The sequence below is a fragment of the Paenibacillus humicus NBRC 102415 genome, assembly GCF_004000905.1.
Classification (GTDB): domain Bacteria; phylum Bacillota; class Bacilli; order Paenibacillales; family Paenibacillaceae; genus Paenibacillus_O; species Paenibacillus_O humicus.
Genome location: NZ_BIMD01000003.1, coordinates 76,080 through 93,395, shown reverse-complemented (window position 1 = coordinate 93,395; position 17,316 = coordinate 76,080). Strand labels below are relative to the sequence as shown.

Genomic DNA, 17,316 nt, shown 5'->3' with positions numbered 1-17,316 from the left:
TGGTTCCGGTATAATAGAAGCCGAAGAGGTGATGACATCATGCCGGAATTGCCGGAGGTAGAAACGGTAACCCGAACGCTCAATATTCTCGCGGGAGGCAAGACGATCGAGAAGGTCGTCGTCAGCCTGCCGCGCATCATACAGCGCCCCAAGGAGCCCGAAGACTTCGAGGCCGCCCTTGAGGGACATACAATTCTGAATGTGGAACGCCGGGGCAAGTTCATCCGTTTCGTTCTGGACGGGCTTGTGCTCGTTTCCCATCTGCGCATGGAGGGCAAGTACGGCCTGCATGACGCCGAGGACGAAGTGGCGAAGCATACGCATGTGCGCTTCCGCTTCACGGACGGAACCGAGCTGCGGTACAAGGACGTCCGCCAGTTCGGAACGATGCATCTGTTCAAGCCGGGCGAGGAATTCACGATGCCGCCGCTGCTGAAGCTTGGGCTGGAGCCGCTGAGCGAGGAGTTTACGTACGAGTCGCTGGTGGACAGGCTCGCCAAGCGGACGACGCGCATCAAGCCGCTGCTGCTGAATCAAGAATATATCGTGGGGCTTGGCAATATTTATGTGGATGAGGCGCTGTTCCAGGCCGGCATCCACCCCGAGCTGACGGCGGACCGGCTGAAGCCGGCCCAGTGGAAGCTGCTTCACGCGGCGATCCGCGATACGCTGCAGAGGGCCGTCGATGCGGGAGGCTCCTCCATCAAGTCCTATGTCAACGGACAGGGAGATCCCGGCAAGTTCCAGCATGAGCTGCTTGTGTACGGCCGCAAGAACGAGCCTTGCCGCAACTGCGGCAGGCCGATCGAGAAGAGCGTCGTCGGCGGACGCGGCACGCATACTTGCGCGGCTTGCCAGCCGCTGCCGAAGTCGCGCGTCCGCAAGAGCGGCTGACGGCTGCCCGGGCAGCGTCGAAGCCGGCGTCGGCCGGTGTTGGATGAAGAGACAGGAACAGACGCCCATTCCTTGCATATGATGATCCTAAGTCAAATGCAGGGAGGTAGGGCTGGAACGTGTTCGCCCACATACTGCCGCTGTTGCTCTTGTCATTTGCCGTCAGCGTGGACGGATTCGGTGTAGGAGTCACGTACGGGCTGAGGCGTATCCGCATCCCGATGCTGTCTGTGCTGATCATTACGGGCTGTTCGGGCATCGTCATCCTGCTCGCCATGAAGGTCGGGGCTTGGCTCTCCGGATTCGTATCCCCCGAAGGAGCGAAGCTGATCGGGGCCGCCATCCTGATGCTGATCGGATCTTATACGCTTGTGCAGCAGCTTCGGCGCGGCAAGGAGGACGATGCCAAGCCGGATGCGGGCTCGGCCCGCGACCATCCCAATCCGGCAGCGATGCCGGAGGGCGGCTCGAACGAGGCTCCCTTGCCGCCGGCTGCGGTGCTTACGTTCGAAATCAAAAAGCTTGGCCTCGTCATTCAGATTCTGAAGACGCCTCAAGCCGCCGATATAGACAGCTCCGGGAGCATAAGCCCGGGCGAAGCTCTTCTGCTCGGGTCCGCGTTGTCGCTGGATGCGTTCGGCGCCGGTCTCGGCGCCGCCATGGTCGGCCTCGTGCCTTGGGTGACGGCATGCTGCATCATGCTGGCGAGCGGCCTTTTCCTGGTAGGAGGACTGCGCTTCGGCTTCCGGTTCTCCGGCGTCAACCGGATGAAGGCGCTGAGCTTTCTGCCCGGCGTCCTGCTGCTTTTGATCGGATTCGGCAAACTATGGTAACATCTCCCTATCCCTCCCGCGGCGGAGGGATATTGGGCTTTACAAGAGGTAATATGGCTGCAAAAAAGGAGGTTCGAATCTCTTGAGAATAGGACTTACAGGCGGGATCGCCAGCGGCAAAAGCACCGTATCCCGCTTTCTGCGCGAAGCGGGAGCCTTCGTATCGGATGCCGACGAGGCGGCCCGGAAGGTTGTTCTGCCCGGAACGCCGGCATTGGACGGCATCGTTGCGGCTTTCGGCCGCAGCCTGCTGCTCCCGGACGGCATGCTCGATCGGGCCGCCTTGGGGCGGGTCGTATTCGGAGATCCGGACAAGCTGAGGCAGCTCGAGTCGATCCTGCACCCGGCGATACGTGGATATATGAAGGATGAAATGGACCGCGCCGAGGCGGAATCGCCCGGAAGGCTCATTGTGGCTGATATCCCGCTCTTGTATGAAACGGGACAGGACAAGGCTTACGACGGCGTCCTGGTCGTCCATGTGCCGCATGGGCTGCAGGTCATGCGTCTCATGGAGCGAAACGGCATGGACGAAGCGGAAGCGGAGCGGCGAATCGGCCTGCAAATGAGTCTGGACGAGAAAAAGCGGCGGGCAGACTGGGTCGTCGACAACAGCGGCAGCCTGGAGGATACCCGCACCCAGATTGTGCGCTGGATGACGGAGCTTCCACCGGCATGAGATGGCTGGCCAAGAAAAGGGTGCTGCTCGTCGTGCTGGCGGGATTCGTCCTCCTGCTTTTCCTCAAGTCCGACTGGATGGGCCGGATGATGTATCCGATCTCTTTCGTCGACGAGATCCAGGCCGGCGCTTCCGATTATGAAGTCGATCCGTATCTCATCGCGGCCATCATCCGCGTGGAATCGAATTTCCATACCGGCAAGGTTTCCAAGAAGGGAGCCGCGGGGGTGATGCAGCTCATGCCCGACACGGCCCAGTGGATCATCGAGACGGCCAAGCTCGAGGCTTTGACCGCGGAGGGTGTGACTTCCGATACGAAGCTCAGCATCCGGGCAGGCTCTTGGTACATACACTCCCTTCATCAGCAGTTCAAGGGCAATTCGGTCGCGGCGGTCGCAGCGTACAACGCAGGCCCAGGCAAAGTGTCCAAATGGCTGCAGAACGGGACTTGGGACGGCACGCTCAAAAACCTGAGCAGCATTCCGTACGGAGAGACCCGCCACTATGTACAACGTGTCGATTATTATTATAATAAGTATAGGGATTTGTATCCCGACATGGCCAGCGCGTCAGGCGCTTCAGGCCGGCTCAGCTGAATGCAAAAAAACCCGGAACGCCTCCCGTTGCGGGGGGACGTTGCCGGGCTTTCCGATATCAGGCCAAATTATTTGTATTGACCTGCCAGGGATTGCTCGCCGATCGTTACCAGGCGTTTCGTGATGTAACCACCAAGGGAACCTGCGTCATACGTCGTGAAGTTGCCGTAGTAGCCGTCCTGCGGGATGGCGATACCCAGTTCTTGAGCAACTTCGAATTTCATTTGATCCAGTGCCGCGCTTGCGTTTGGCACGACCAGTTGGTTGCTGCCGCTGTTGTTGTTAGCCATTGTTGTTCACCTCCTCGCTGTTGGTAAAAGTATTATGTGCGGAATTTGCCGGATCATACGGCGAGCTCGGCAATAATTTGTCCGACAGTCCACAAATCCCGCAGCCGCGCGGATATCAGACGAAAAACAAAAGCCATCACACCGAATCAAGGGAGGGAATCCCCATGAAATGCCCATATTGCGAGCATTCCGGAACGAAGGTGCTGGATTCCCGTCCCGCCAACGGGGACAAGTCCATCCGCAGAAGGCGCGAATGCGAGCGCTGCAGCCGCAGGTTCACGACCTTCGAGATGATCGAGGAGACTCCTCTGATCGTCATCAAGAAGGATGGAAGCCGGGAGGAGTTCAGCCGGGACAAAATCCTGCGCGGGCTCATCCGCGCCTGCGAGAAGCGCCCCGTTCCTGCCGAGAGGCTGGAGGAGATCGTCTCCGAGGTCGAGAAGGAAATCCGCACGACCGCGCAGGCGGAAGTCGAGAGCCGCGATATCGGCGAGATTCTCATGCAGCAGCTGTATCCGGTCGACGAGGTCGCCTATGTGCGCTTCGCCTCGGTGTACCGGCAGTTCAAGGACATCGACATGTTCATGAAGGAGCTGTCCAGCCTGCTGTCCAAAAATCCGGCGGATGCATGATTTGCCGGCAAAATGGAATGACCGAAGCCTGTAGAGCTTTAGTATTCACATCCGTCCGCTGCAATTGCGGCTCAAGTCTGCGCGTTTGTCAGCAGCAGAAAAGCACCCTCGAAGGGTGCTTTTTTCATGGCGGTTCTTATTTTGCGTAGTAGCCGCCGTCGATCGGGAGCTCGACGCCGGTGATGTACGAGGATTCGTCGGATGCGAGAAACAGGACGCCTTGAGCGATGTCCTCCGGCTTGCCGAGGCGCGGCAGCGGAGTCTGCATCAGGAACCATTGAACCATCTGCTCGTCCTTCATCAGATCGACGGTCATCGGCGTTTCAATGTAGCCCGGGTGAATGGAGTTGGCGCGAATGTTGTGCTTCGCGTAATCGACGGCTGTCGCTTTCGTCAGCATGCGCACGGCGCCTTTGCTGGCGGTGTAAGGGCCGGCGCCGCTGCCGCCTGTCAGGCCGGCGATGGAGGAGATGTTCACAATGGATCCGCCGCCGGCTTCGATCATATGCGGGATGACGTATTTTTGACCGAGGAAGATGCTCGTCACATTGACCGTCATCGTGCGCTCCCAGCGCTCGACGGTCTGATCCAGGAATGGAACGGCGTCGGAGATGCCGGCATTGTTGACGAGAATATTAATCTGTCCGAACTTGGCGATCGCCGCGTCGACGACGGATACCCAGTCCTCTTCGGAGGCAACATTATGCTTGAGGCCAATCGCTTCTCCGCCGAGCGTTTCGATTTCCTTCACGACTTCTTGGATTTTTTCTTCCTGGAGGTCGGTGATGACGACCTTGGCGCCTTCTTTGGCGAACAGAAGGGCGTCCGCTTTACCCATGCCGCCTGCCGCGCCTGTAATGATGGCTACTTTGCCTTTGAGTCTGTCCATATTTGTAGCCTCCCGTATAGTGGGTTTCTTAGGTTTCTCGAATTCGCTTTTGCAGGTGGGCAATCATTTTCTCGTAGGAATGGATCAGAAGATCCAGCTCCTCCGCCGAAAACTCCGTCCACAAGCCATCGGTCAGCTGCAAAAATCGATCTACCAGCCTTTGCTCGGCGGCGCGCCCGGATTCCGTGATGCGAAGATGCACATGCCGCCGATCCTCTTCGCTGACGACCCGCTCGATGTAGCCTTTGTCCACGAGCTTCCCGCTCAGGTTCGTAACGGCCGACGGGGTCACGCCCAGCTTGGCCGCCAGCTCGGAGGAGGTTCTGCTGCGCTCGTGAGCGAGCGTCTGCAGGATGGAGTATTGAGGGGCCGTCATGTTGGCATCCTGCAGCTTGGCGTAGCTGTCGACAATGGTCTGCATATGGAGACTGATCAATTGGGACAGTCGGTCCTGCTGTTTCAGCGGGCATCACCTCAGGCATATTGGTTAAGATCATTCAATGGTTAAAACCTTTTAACTATTTCAGTATAGTCCCGATAAAAAGGCGGAGTCAACTTTTTAAAATTAACAGTTGACACTAATTATATGCCCATGGTATGATCTTTCTTGTCGCGGTACTGATTTGTTTGAGAGTGTGAAGAACAAATACATAGTCGAGACCGATCATACGGGGCCTTAGCTCAGCTGGGAGAGCGCATCGCTGGCAGCGATGAGGTCAGGGGTTCGATCCCCCTAGGCTCCATACTAGTAGAGTCCACAACTTTTATAGTTGTGGACTCTTTTTTTCTTTATCCATGTCTCTTTCCCGTTCGCTTTTATCTCCTCACTCGTTAAAGATAGTCATAAGGCCAAACGTTGAAAGGGGAGCAAAAACAGAGAGTGCGCCAAATTTCAGGCAATTGTGGAATTGAATCCGTCGATGCGGAAAAAAGAAAAAAATACCTAGCAGCATTGGTCAAGACTCCATTTAGCGGACATTGAAGAAAAGCCCTACCCAACAAGCTGTTGACGGTACTTAACCGGTGACAGCTTGTTTAGTTTTCTTTGCGGACGGTTGTTGGTATAAAAGTGGATGTATTCCTCCATTCGTCTTTGTGCTCCTTCCATTGATCGAATACCATAGGGATAGAGATCTTCTGTCTTGAGATGCGAGAAGAAGCTCTCCATGGAGGCATTGTCGTAACAATTGCCTCGGCGTGACATGGTGATTTGGGCTCCCTGATCTCTATGAACAATCAGTCCAGTCACGACCTTCTCCTTTTCAAAAACCTTCGCACACGTCTCCAACACGAGCTCCGTGTCATTGCGGTGGCTCATGGGAAAGGCGACAATTTCCTTCTGACACAAGTCTTTGATGGCAGAGAGGTAAAACCAGGCTTCTCCAATGCGGTACGGTGTGATGTCTGTGACCCACTTTTGATTTGGCGCATCAGCGCGGAATCCACGCTGCAACATATTCCTCGTAGCGCGGTCGCCCTCATTCCATGCTCGACCGTAGTGGAGATACTTGCGGCGTATTCTAGAGCGTAATCCCATTGCTTCCATTAGCCGCAAAACCTTCTTATGATTCATCCAAACCTTGTGGTCTTGGAATAGCGCTCGAATGTCTTGCGAATAAGTCGTTTAGGCACCTCGTCCTTATCTACTTTTAATCGTCTCAAGTAGGCGTAATATCCGCTTCGCTTCTTGAAATGCCTAAATGCCTACTTCTTCGCAGAGCTCTGAGACGCTAAAGCTTTTACGAAGCTCATGGACGAGCCTAATTCTTATAGTGGAACTAATCAATTGTCTCAAATTCAATTTTCTGATGGCAGTTATTTTAAATATCAATATGATCTAAATGGAAATGTAATAAATAAACGAAAACTTCAGCAAGGAAATATGTTGGTTAACCCCGGCTTTGAATATTATTCTAATCAAAACGGAGTAGCAGATGGATGGAATAAAGAAGCGTGGGGAGGCGCAGTTGAAACGATGGCGGTGTTAGAAACAGGGGACGCCCCATCAGGAAGCAAGGTACAACGAGTACAAGCAAGAGATATAACGGATGGAAATTATGCAGGAATTGTTCAAACGATAAAGGTGAAAGAAGGAAAAACATTTACTTCCAGCGGCAAATTTAAAGTCGAGGAGCTCAAAAATGCCAAGCTACAATATCATATTGATTTCCTGTCCGAGCCTGGTAAATACGTTGGAGCGTTTATGGACGAAGCGGCACAAACATCCAACGGAGAATACTATACACTATCTATAAGCGGTAAAGTACCGTCGGGAGCAAAAATGGCCTATGTTTTTGTTCTAATAAGGGGCAATGGCGGTATAGGACCAGGAACCGTTTATGTGGATTTGTTAAACTTTCATTATGGAGAGGCTAACTCTTTAGGTAATGGTAGTTTTGAAGATTATTCTAGGCAAACTGGAGTAGCAGATGCATGGAATAAGGTAGCTTGGGAGGGCGCAGTTGAAACGATGGCGGGTTAGAAATAGGTGACGCCCCATCTGGAAGCACAGTACAACGAATACAAGCAAGAAACATCAAGGATGGAAACTACGTGGGAATTGTTCAAACGATAAAGGTGGAAGAAGGCAAGACATTTACCGCCAGTGGGAGATTTAAAGTCGAGGAACTCAAAAGTGCCAAGCTACAGTTTCATATTGATTTCCTGTCCGAGCCTGGTAAATACGTAGGAGCGTCTATGGACGAAGCGAATCAAACAACCAACGGAGAATACTATACATTGTCTACAGGCGGAAAAGTACCGTCTGGAGCAAAGATGGCCTACATGTACGTTTTAATAAGAGGAAATGGTGGTATAGGAGCTGGAACCATTTATGCGGATTTGTTGAACTTTCATTATGGAGAGGCTAATTCCTTAGGTAATGGTAGTTTTGAAGATTATTCTAATCAATCTGGACTAGCAGATGGATGGAACAAGGTAGCGTGGGGAGGAGCTGTAGAAACCATTGCAGTGTTAGATGCATGGGATGCCCCAGCAGGAAGTAAGGTACAACGAATTCAAGCAAGAAATATACCGGATGGAAACTATGCAGCAATTATCCAAAAGATAAAGGTAGAAGAAGGTAAGACATTTACTGCCAGTGGAAGATTTAAAATCGAGGAGCTCAAAAATGCCAAACTGCAATATTATATTGATTTCCTGTCCGAGCCTGGTAAATACGTAGGAGCATCAATTGTTGAAGCGACTCAAACAACCAACGGAGAATACTTTACATTGTCTACAAGTGGTAAAGTACCGTCAGGAGCAAAGATAGCTTATGTGTATGTTTTAATAAGAGAAAATGGCGGCATAGGAGCTGGGACTGTTTATGCTGATTTGTTGAAGATTGATATTTCATAACATACATCTTTAATGAGTGAAAAGTAGATAAGAAGATAACAAGTGAGTTTTTGAAAGTTTTAACCCAATGGAATCTTTTTGGGGAAAGCTTAAAATGGATTGGCTTAAGAGTAAAAATTTAAGATACGAGCTGAGGCTAAAAAGGACGTGTTTGAATATAGTGAGTTCTTTACAACCGTCTGAGAACACATTCTTGAGCAGGGTCAGAACCTTATCAAAAAGGTTCTTTTTTTTAAATAATATTTGGAAAAAAGATGGGGCGACTGTACTGAAGTTATGTCAGGTTTCCCTAGGGCTGTCATTTAAAAGATCGGTTTACTAACTTTAGATATAAACTCTATAGCCTATGAGATAATGAGGGCAACCTTCTAAGCTTTTGAATGAAAAATGTAATTGATATTATTGGAACATTTGTATAAACTTATTTTATTGAATGGAGTTTTAATTGTTTTTATAAGCTCAACTTTTTAGTGATAAGCTGTTATTATTTTATCGGAAATTTAATATATTAGGTGGTATGTATAAAATATGAGTTTTATCACTTCGGAGTAGTATTAGTATTTTAAGGGTGAGATAAAATGAATAGAAAATGATTGATTTAATGTAAAAAAATAACAGGAGGGTTATTGTTGAAGCAAATTCTGTCAGTAGTTATGATTATTGTGATGTTGCTAATTCCTTTGAATGAAAGCTATGGTGCTTCGTACTCAAATAATACTCAAACTCAATCAGTCACAAATGGTTTCCAAAACAAGACTGTTTCTCAAGATACATATGAAGAGTTTGAAAATGTTACCCAAAATACTTATGAGGAATATAAGACTGTCTCTCAAAGCACATACAATCTTTTTCCGGTATTCATGTCTGGGACACCTAGTGTTGTTTCTTCTACTTATTCAAGGGCATCAACTTTTGCGGTAAATGCAGCAAATGAACCTCCAAGAGATATAAATTTAATTAAAGCGATAAAAAATTTGAGTTTAAAGGATCCTCAGTCTCTTTATTCATTAACTTCTGGATCCGAAAGTATTTCTACTCTAAATGGAGATGTACAGTTAACGGAGACAGATTTAACTCTTCCGGGGCGAGGTGGACTCTCATTTTCCCTTACTCGTTTTTACAGTGCTTCTTCTTCAAATGCATACGATAAACAGACTGAATATGCCCCCTATTGTGAATGTTCTATAACTCTTGATGCGTATTCAGGTATTCAATGGAGTTTAAACAAAGAAACGATCATTAACGATTATAGAGAACAAGGATATTTTTTGTGGAATGATAGTACGTATAATGGGAATAACAAGCCTGGATCTCCAAGTTACAATGATAGCTTTACAAATTTGACAGATGCAATGGCTTGGATGCCGTATTTAGAAAAAAATAATACTAATAAGACTGTAAGTGCTGGAGAATGGGTAGGCCCAGATTACAACGGGTATTATTACAGATCTGCTGTATGGTCAGGCTCGAATTTAGTTTTTAATAATGGAGGAACACTAACCCCTTTTTGGAGAACTATTGCACGTAATAAGTCCTATGAACAACAATTGTTCCCGCTTGGATCCGGTTGGAGCTGGAATATTCCCTATATCAAGACCATTGAAGAAACAAATACGAGTTATCTGAGTATGGGAATCCAAGGTACCTATGAACTAAGTGGAAACAATATCATAGGTTACCCTTGGAGAGACTTGACGATCGAATCCAATAGTTCCGTGAATGTGAATGGAGAATGGTCATCAAAAGTTGTCAAAACGAAGGATAATAAATTTTATTATTTCGGACAGGACGGACGATTAATCCAAATTTCTGATCGTTATGATAATACAATTAAATTCTCTTATACTCAGGATCCGGAGTTTGGGAAAGTGCTTACAACTATAACGGATGCATTAGATAATAAAATTAGTATGACCTATGATAGTTGGGGGATTTTTTTATACCAAGGGAATAATGTTATTCGTTATACAAAGGGGTCGAAAGGTTTCAATCGTCCGATGCCCTATTTGACTTCTCATAAAAGCGCTTATTTAACCGATGTTTCTCATTTGGTTGGTCCCGATACCCATTATAGTTATGATTACAAAAACGCAGAGGTTAATTTTGCCTTAAATTTCCCGATTAATAATCCTTATTATCTTCTTACTACAGTAAATCACCCTTCAGGAGGACGGACAGAATACAGATACGAACCAACTCCTGTAACCCGAATATTCGGAATGAATTCAAGAGATCAAGCATACCGGGTTATATCTAGACAAGATGTTTCGAATACAGGTGTGTATAATCACCTCGATTATACTTATCATTCTGATCCAGGAGTTACATATGATCATAACATTGACAGCTTTGGATCAACTGTTTGGAATGGCCAAAGTAATACGGTATATGACTATAGAAAGGTTCAACCTAATAGTGAGAAACCTATGTATTACACGAATTATATTACGACAACGGCCAATGATGAAAAGATTACAAGTACATTTAAATATGACGAAAATCGGAGAATTCCAACTCCAACTGAAACCACCAAAACATTTTATAAGGGATCGCAGCAGGCTCCTTCTGAAAAAACCTTTGTAAATTATGATGATTTTGGAAACATAACGACAAGCACAGATGCAGCAGGAAATACGATGGAATATAAGTATGATGAAAATACTCATCTGCTAAGTTATGTGAAACAACCGATTGATCAAAGGCAGACACTAAACACTGAAATACTGAGAAACAATAAAGGTACCGTCACTGAAATTATTTTGAAGAATCAAGATGATACAGTTCTAAACAATGTAAAGTATGGCAATATTGATAGTCATGGTAATCCCGGTTTATTTGAGGTGAAAGACAATGATAGGCAGACAGTATATTATAATGAATATGGATATAATGGTGGATTTTTAACCAAACAATCTGTTTATGCTACTAACGTTGATAAAAATACTGAAGAAATTGTTAATTTTGCCGAATACAATCCTTCAACAGGAGCAATGACTTCCTTTACAGATGGGAATAGTAATACCTCTCGGTATGAATACGATGCCATTGGGCGGATAACTCGAGTGGTTAATCCGGATAATTCATACTCCTCTATTCAATATAATGACTCTCTAAATGAAGCAACTCTTCGCGATGAAACTGGAGTTACAACTCATCTTAAATGGGATTCTATTGGTCAAAAAATAGAAGAAGGTTATGATGATGGGTACTACCGTGTCAGGGGAAAAAGTGGATATGACCAGCTTGGCAGATTGAAATGGACCGAAGATGGAGATTTGAAGCGAACGAATTATAGTTATGATGCATGGGGTCGGAATACTCGTATTGAGTATCCGAGCGGAGGCGGAGTAGCCATAATTAGTTACGATGGCATCAATCGGACCAAGACTACAACCGATGATTCCAGTGGTGTTCAGACTCGTGACACATACGATGTACTTGGACAGCTAATCGCAAAAGAAATAGACCGTGGAAATGGCCTTGAACGAATGCAGTCGATTACGTACGACTATACGGGAAAAGCGTTAACTTTAACCGATTCTAAAGCACAGACAACTACGAATTCATATGATGCGATGGGCCGACTGCTAAATGTATTGCAGCCTAATGGGGAAAGAACGCAATATCAATATTCTATTGCAGGTAATCTCACTCAGATTCAATATCCCGATGGTAACAAATTAACAAAGCGTTACGATGAATTAGGGCGTATGATCAATGAAATAGATGCAAAGAATCAGCAAAAAAAATACTATTACGATAAAGCTGGCAATGTTGTCGGTACGGTAGATAAGAAAGGAAAAGGATTTACGTTTGTATACAACAATCGTAACTTCCTTTTAATTAAACAGGCTCCAGATAGCAGCATATCCTATACTTATGATTCTGCAGGACGTCGAGAATCAATGACGGACTTAACAGGTACCACTAATTATAATTACAAAAGTACAACGCGAGAACTGCAAGAGGTCGTTTTTCCGGATAAAAGAACAATCTCCTATCAATATAATAATGTAGGATTGCGTTCGCAAATGAAAGATCCGTTCGGAATGTACCTGGACTATAGGTATGACGACATGCACCGCTTGCGTACAGTTGAATCAGGCGGATACGCAGAAGCCACGTATGATTACTATGACAATAGTTTACTTAAAGAAATTAGGCAGATAAACGGAGTAAAAAGTTCTTTTGCTTATCGTGGACTTGATTTGTCTACGCTTACTCAAACCAAAGCCGATGGAACGACAATCAATACCTTTAAATACACACGGGACCTGAATGGAAATATAACACAACGAACTGAAAAACTTGCCGGAAAAGTAGAGCAGACGTCGAACTTTGATTACGATGCATTGAACCGAATTAGTACATCCAGTCAATTTAATGAGCTTTATGTTTATGATGCTCGAGGTAATCGTCAATCTCTTCAAAGTGATCGAAATGTCACGGGTATGGAGGGAGCAAGCTATCAATACGATTCTTGGAACCAACTCATTCAAGTGAAAAAAGATTCGGGAGCACAAGTCAATTATAAATACAACGGCGATGGATTAATGGTGGAACGTAGCGAGAATAACAAAACCGTTCGTTATTATTATGACGGAGATCAAATCATTGCCGAAGGAATAGTAACAAATGGAAGTGCAGCTCCTCAGGCACAATACATTCGTGGCAACGGGTTGATTGCAAGACAAGATCCAGCTGGAGGTAAAACCTATTATCTTCAAAATGGTCGCGGAGATATAGTCGATTTACGAGATAATACCGGTAATAGTAGTCTTAACCAATACGAATACGATATTTGGGGAGGTTTGATCTCTTCTAAAGAAACGGTGTCTAATCCTTTCCAATATTCAGGGGAGTATTGGGATCAGTCAGCTGGACTGCAGTATTTAAGAGCTCGTTGGTATGACCCTAGCATGGGACGGTTTATTAGTGAGGATACGTATGAGGGTAAAATTACGGACCCGTTAAGTTTTAATTTGTATGCATATGTAAGCAATAATCCGTTAAGATATACTGACCCGACAGGACATAAGCAAGAAGTTAGTGCAGGAGGTGGCGCTGGAATCGATTGTGGTTGTTATAAGCGTGTTGATGAAATGTCACCTGGTGAACTAGCTGCAATAATGACAGACCCCACTATTTCAGAAGCTACTAAAAATCAGGTTTCTCTTTACATTTTAACACATCAAGTTATAGGAATGGCTGTTGCAGTGGAGTCTAAAGCCCTTCAAGGTATAACAAAAGCATTATCAGGGTTAAAGGGGTTAACTACAACGCCTAAATGGGTTGACGAGGCTGGAAATATAAAATGGCCAGGAAATGATGGGTTTGCAGGGGCACCAAGTAAAGTAACACTTAAATCAGGTACTATGATTGACAGGTTCGGTTATGAATCAGGGAGCTATGCTTCACCTGTAGGTACATCATACGCAAAACGTGCACTAGCTCCTGGAACTGAAAACAAACCATATCATATCTATGAAGTTGTTAAGCCAATCGAAACTTTAAGTGGCAAGATTGCTGCTTGGTTCGATCAACCTGGCGGAGGTATTCAATATAAGTTCAATATGTCTATTGAAGACTTGCTTAAAGGTGGCTATATTAGAGAGGTGAAAAAATAAATGAATATTATTCAGTTAGAAGCCAGGATTAAGTTGGATAATATTCCTCTGGATGCTTATTCACTGACTGGAGGATATCCAAATGAAGCGTATTGTATTTGCAACATGAATGGGGTATGGGAAGTCTATTATAGTGAACGAGGTAACAAAACAAAGCTTAAAATTTTCTCAAGTGAAGAAGCTGCATGTGAATATTTTTATCATTGGATAATTTCAGTGTTTAAGAAGTGAGTGTAATGGTATTATGAAAAGGTGGATGAGAATTTATTTTTATTATAAAATCAAAAGAATGGAAGATGAAAAAATATTTTTTTTGCGTATGAAGCATTTTTTTGATACTGATGAAGTTTGGGGTGGTTTAAATGAATACTTTAATAAGTAGGAACGTTCTTGAAACAGTGTGCATCGCAAAAAAATGATTATTCTTAAACTCAAATTAAACTGAGTAGTAAAGCTGAATAAATTGTTACTTCGAAATAAGAGGAAATCGGAGGGATTATGAGAAATAAAATTATAATTTTATCTGTGCTATTGTGTACTGCGTTATATTTTATAGCTGCCGCGAATGCGGCGGCTATAAAATATAAAGAACTGGGAAAAGAAAATACTAACTCAGTAGTAAGCAGTACGTATGAGACTCATTCTCCTTCAGCTACTCCCCAGCCCAAAATTAGAGTAAAAAAAACGGACAGAAATTTCATTAGTACAATGAGTCTTGCAACGGCATCTATTCAAGGTGTTGTAAAAGATGCATCTTCGATTAAATGGACGGCTGTCTATCCGGATTCAAATGCTTATGGAAACCGGTTGGAATTGTGGAATTCAGTAACGGGTTGGAGAAATGTGACTCCTGACTTTTATACAAAAAACGGAGACTATGTCAGTAGCAATCTTGCGCCAGGATCCTACATGGGGAGGCTTACATATCTGTCGAATGGAAGCTGGGTCATTTTGGATACATGGGTTTCACTGCCTATTTATTCTAAAAGTCAAACGTATCAATATAATAAAATCTCAATAGTGGAGGATAAAACCTTTATTCAAAACGGAATTCATTATCAAACAAAATTCTTATCCGATGAAAACGGGAATTTAACGAATAAACTTAATTTGAATAACAACTTTACAGTTATGAAAAGTTCTTTTGAATCCAATGAAAAACAATGGGAGTATAACTATAATAACAACTCAATATGGTTTAAGGATTCAAGTATAAAGAAAGACGGGGAATCTTCTCTTCGATTTTATTCTGAATCGCCTGTTGTAGCTACCGCAGAGTATGGTTTTATAAATGTTACACCTAAAACTATCTATACTTTAAGTGGATGGATATTAAAAAATATAAAGTCGGGAAGCTTTTACATTGATTGGATGGAATATGATGATAAAGGCGGACTTGTTTTTGACGGTGGAACAATTGAAAATACTCAGAAAAATGTTTGGCAGTATGGGAATGTTGAATTCACAACTCAACCCCAAACAACGAAACTTAAAATTCGTATTGTATGTGATGCTAATACTGCAGGTACCGGGTATGTAGATGCTATACAGTTATTTAAAGGGAAAAATCCTCAGCTGTACAGCACCAGTTTTGAGTCATCTGATATTCCATGGAACAACTTAAATGACTCTCGGATGACTATGAGTGACGAAGCAAGACGAGATGGTATTAGGAGTATGAAATTTTCATCAGATGTCTCTACAACAGTTGAGACCAACTCTGGATTGATAATTACAAGTCCTAATACAACCTACACTTTGAGTGGATGGATCTTAAATAAGCTGAAAACCGGGAATTTTTATATTGATTGGATGGAATTTGACCGAGATGGGAACATGGTTTATGACGGTGGAACGATCTGGACTTCCGAAAAGGATAGATGGCAATTTGGTGCGGTTGAGTTTACCACTCGCCCCAATACGGCAAGTCTGTCTCTTCGTGTTGTGGCCGATGGCGGGGCGGCTGGATTAGGCTTTGTTGACAGTGTACAACTGAGCAAGGGCAGTAATCTTCCACTGGTAAATACTTCGTTTGAATTGAATGATCTTCCTTGGAATCTCAATGCTCCGAGCTCAGTGTTTGATAAAGACATTGTGAATGTTAAAGATGGAAAATTCAGTTTGAAGTTTGATACAAGCGTACCTATTACGGTGACAGCTGACTCAGGAGAAATTATGGTAAGTCCCAATACTACCTATGTGTTGAAAGGATGGATCTTCAATAATTTGAAAACAGGTAGTTTCTATTTTGACTGGATGGAATATGACCCGAAAGGTAGCTTAGTTTTTGATGGCGGAGGTTTCTCTTCTTCTGAAAAAAATAAATGGCAGTATGGCACGGTGGAGTTTACGACAAAACCCTTAACCACGAAATTAGAAGTGCGCATTGTGGCAGATGGAAATGCTAGTGGGACTGGATTTGTAGATGCAATAGAACTTCGAAGGAAATAGACCTATCATTTGTGAAGTTGCATTTGTTTTAAACATATTAAATTAGCAGCCCAATAATGTGACCTTATTTCCGAAAAAAGATGACTTCTAATAAAATTAGAAGTCATCTTTTTTTGTTATTTAGTTAGATTATAAATTACCTCAGTCGATTCGGTGGGTATATTTTTTTGTCAAGTTTCTATTTTCGTCGTAGATAAATCGTTGTTCCTTTCCATTATAGAGGTGTATCTTTAGTAATCTTCCGTTCTGATCATATTCATATTGAGGGGGCAAATCTAAGCTACTTGGTAAGACGCCGTGGCCACCAGAAATACTCCGAATGGAGAGCTGATTGAAAAGTGTGTTCACAGTTCCCCTTCAATAGACTCGGAATTCTAATTTGTGGCTCGGCGATCCAGAATAGAATGACAAGGGGAATTCTTGTATCCCTTTAGAAATTGTTTCTTGATATACTTCGAGTTGTAAGTACTTTGTTTGCAGTGGAATCAAAAATATCTAATACAGCAATTTCCTCATTGTCAGAAATATTATCATTAAATTGTAATTGCCATGTAGCATTCCACGAACCTTGTTGGAATCCAGATCTATATGGGCCATAACTTAAATAAGCAGCATTGTGTGTACCTATTTTGACACTCTATCCATCAGTTACCGATTTCCAGTTTGATGTGATAATTCTCTATCATTTGCTTTCCAAATCTTTGTGTAATTCAAGGTTTGAAATCTGGACAATGTTTTTGTTATTTGACATTGTAGAGGAACCGCTTCAGTAAATAAACACGGAATTCCAGTGAATGCTCAGAGCCAGAAGTAGTAAAGGGGAGATTGAAGCGGGCGCGTTGGTCATTAAAATGAGGATGGAGAAATTAAATGACGTTGTCATGAATCATAAGAAGATTCGCTGTAATATGCGTAAGTTCGGTTTAGTCGCTACGATCCGTCAAGCTAATCCCTATCGCAAGATGGCTAAGCAACGCAAGAACATCGCATATGTCCTAACCATCTGGAGCGTCAATTCAATCAAGGGGAACCAGAGAAGATCCTTCTTTCCGACATTACATACAT

The 17,316-nt window shown here is 44.5% G+C and carries 14 protein-coding genes and 1 tRNA gene; 11 read left to right on the top strand and 4 right to left on the bottom strand.

Features of this window, described 5'->3' with window-relative positions; translation table 11 throughout:
* Window positions 1-39 precede the first annotated feature (39 nt).
* From mutM to PHU01S_RS03335, 4 genes are all read left to right on the top strand, one after another.
* Window positions 40-894 (top strand): DNA-formamidopyrimidine glycosylase, encoded by an 855-nt coding sequence (gene mutM / locus PHU01S_RS03350; RefSeq protein ID WP_048745436.1) that lies wholly within the window; start codon window positions 40-42, stop codon window positions 892-894.
* Window positions 895-1,013: 119 nt separating this feature from the next.
* On the top strand, window positions 1,014-1,727 hold the full coding sequence (locus PHU01S_RS03345; RefSeq protein ID WP_232316737.1) for an MntP/YtaF family protein: 714 nt from the start codon (window positions 1,014-1,016) through the stop codon (window positions 1,725-1,727).
* An 82-nt stretch (window positions 1,728-1,809) separates the two neighbouring features.
* Entirely contained in the window at window positions 1,810-2,406 is a 597-nt protein-coding gene (gene coaE / locus PHU01S_RS03340; RefSeq protein WP_127506107.1) for a dephospho-CoA kinase, read from the top strand.
* Entirely contained in the window at window positions 2,403-3,002 is a 600-nt protein-coding gene (locus tag PHU01S_RS03335; RefSeq protein WP_127506105.1) for a lytic transglycosylase domain-containing protein, read from the top strand. The genes coaE and PHU01S_RS03335 overlap by 4 nt, the downstream gene beginning before the upstream one ends.
* A 68-nt stretch (window positions 3,003-3,070) precedes the next feature.
* Here the strand turns inward: PHU01S_RS03335 and PHU01S_RS03330 are convergent, their stop codons facing one another.
* Complete coding sequence (locus PHU01S_RS03330; RefSeq protein ID WP_021877750.1) at window positions 3,071-3,292, bottom strand: alpha/beta-type small acid-soluble spore protein; 222 nt, start codon at window positions 3,290-3,292, stop codon at window positions 3,071-3,073.
* Window positions 3,293-3,456: 164 nt separating this feature from the next.
* Here PHU01S_RS03330 and nrdR point away from each other — a divergent pair, with 164 nt between their 5' ends.
* Complete coding sequence (gene nrdR, locus PHU01S_RS03325) at window positions 3,457-3,924, top strand: transcriptional regulator NrdR (RefSeq protein WP_048745439.1); 468 nt, start codon at window positions 3,457-3,459, stop codon at window positions 3,922-3,924.
* A 136-nt stretch (window positions 3,925-4,060) separates the two neighbouring features.
* Here nrdR and PHU01S_RS03320 read toward each other — a convergent pair whose 3' ends face one another.
* Window positions 4,061-4,813 (bottom strand): SDR family NAD(P)-dependent oxidoreductase, encoded by a 753-nt coding sequence (locus PHU01S_RS03320; protein ID WP_127506103.1) that lies wholly within the window; start codon window positions 4,811-4,813, stop codon window positions 4,061-4,063.
* A 28-nt stretch (window positions 4,814-4,841) separates the two neighbouring features.
* Entirely contained in the window at window positions 4,842-5,234 is a 393-nt protein-coding gene (locus PHU01S_RS03315) for a MarR family winged helix-turn-helix transcriptional regulator (protein ID WP_246029128.1), read from the bottom strand.
* Between the two features lie 249 nt (window positions 5,235-5,483).
* Between PHU01S_RS03315 and PHU01S_RS03310 the strand changes: the two genes are divergently transcribed.
* Window positions 5,484-5,556 (top strand) — tRNA-Ala (locus tag PHU01S_RS03310).
* A gap of 248 nt (window positions 5,557-5,804) precedes the next feature.
* Here the strand turns inward: PHU01S_RS03310 and PHU01S_RS03305 are convergent.
* Complete coding sequence (locus PHU01S_RS03305; RefSeq protein ID WP_246029127.1) at window positions 5,805-6,359, bottom strand: IS3 family transposase; 555 nt, start codon at window positions 6,357-6,359, stop codon at window positions 5,805-5,807.
* A gap of 204 nt (window positions 6,360-6,563) precedes the next feature.
* Here PHU01S_RS03305 and PHU01S_RS03300 point away from each other — a divergent pair, with 204 nt between their 5' ends.
* From PHU01S_RS03300 to PHU01S_RS03280, 5 genes are all read left to right on the top strand, one after another.
* Window positions 6,564-7,295, top strand: coding sequence for a hypothetical protein (locus PHU01S_RS03300; RefSeq protein ID WP_127506097.1), 732 nt, complete (start codon window positions 6,564-6,566; stop codon window positions 7,293-7,295).
* Between the two features lie 71 nt (window positions 7,296-7,366).
* The gene (locus PHU01S_RS03295) at window positions 7,367-8,173 is read left to right on the top strand and encodes a hypothetical protein (RefSeq protein ID WP_127506095.1); all 807 of its coding nucleotides are present in this window, start codon (window positions 7,367-7,369) and stop codon (window positions 8,171-8,173) included.
* A gap of 629 nt (window positions 8,174-8,802) precedes the next feature.
* The gene (locus PHU01S_RS03290) at window positions 8,803-13,800 is read left to right on the top strand and encodes a glycohydrolase toxin TNT-related protein (RefSeq protein WP_127506093.1); all 4,998 of its coding nucleotides are present in this window, start codon (window positions 8,803-8,805) and stop codon (window positions 13,798-13,800) included.
* Window positions 13,801-14,031, top strand: a complete 231-nt coding sequence (locus PHU01S_RS03285; RefSeq protein ID WP_127506091.1) for a hypothetical protein — start codon at window positions 13,801-13,803, stop codon at window positions 14,029-14,031.
* Window positions 14,032-14,298: 267 nt separating this feature from the next.
* Window positions 14,299-16,251 carry a hypothetical protein gene (locus PHU01S_RS03280; protein WP_127506090.1) on the top strand — a complete coding sequence of 651 codons (1,953 nt, stop codon included), beginning with the start codon at window positions 14,299-14,301 and terminating at the stop codon, window positions 16,249-16,251.
* Window positions 16,252-17,316: the final 1,065 nt, after the last annotated feature.

What these genes read in the sequence shown, in the direction of transcription:
- mutM (WP_048745436.1), top strand. Translation starts at nt 40, where the DNA reads ATGCCGGAATTGCCGGAGGTAGAAACGGTAACCCGAACGCTCAATATT.
- PHU01S_RS03335 (WP_127506105.1), top strand. Translation starts at nt 2,403, where the DNA reads ATGAGATGGCTGGCCAAGAAAAGGGTGCTGCTCGTCGTGCTGGCGGGA.
- PHU01S_RS03330 (WP_021877750.1), bottom strand. Translation starts at nt 3,292, where the DNA reads ATGGCTAACAACAACAGCGGCAGCAACCAACTGGTCGTGCCAAACGCA.
- nrdR (WP_048745439.1), top strand. Translation starts at nt 3,457, where the DNA reads ATGAAATGCCCATATTGCGAGCATTCCGGAACGAAGGTGCTGGATTCC.
- PHU01S_RS03320 (WP_127506103.1), bottom strand. Translation starts at nt 4,813, where the DNA reads ATGGACAGACTCAAAGGCAAAGTAGCCATCATTACAGGCGCGGCAGGC.
- PHU01S_RS03315 (WP_246029128.1), bottom strand. Translation starts at nt 5,234, where the DNA reads ATGCAGACCATTGTCGACAGCTACGCCAAGCTGCAGGATGCCAACATG.
- PHU01S_RS03305 (WP_246029127.1), bottom strand. Translation starts at nt 6,359, where the DNA reads ATGGAAGCAATGGGATTACGCTCTAGAATACGCCGCAAGTATCTCCAC.
- PHU01S_RS03300 (WP_127506097.1), top strand. Translation starts at nt 6,564, where the DNA reads ATGGACGAGCCTAATTCTTATAGTGGAACTAATCAATTGTCTCAAATT.
- PHU01S_RS03285 (WP_127506091.1), top strand. Translation starts at nt 13,801, where the DNA reads ATGAATATTATTCAGTTAGAAGCCAGGATTAAGTTGGATAATATTCCT.
- PHU01S_RS03280 (WP_127506090.1), top strand. Translation starts at nt 14,299, where the DNA reads ATGAGAAATAAAATTATAATTTTATCTGTGCTATTGTGTACTGCGTTA.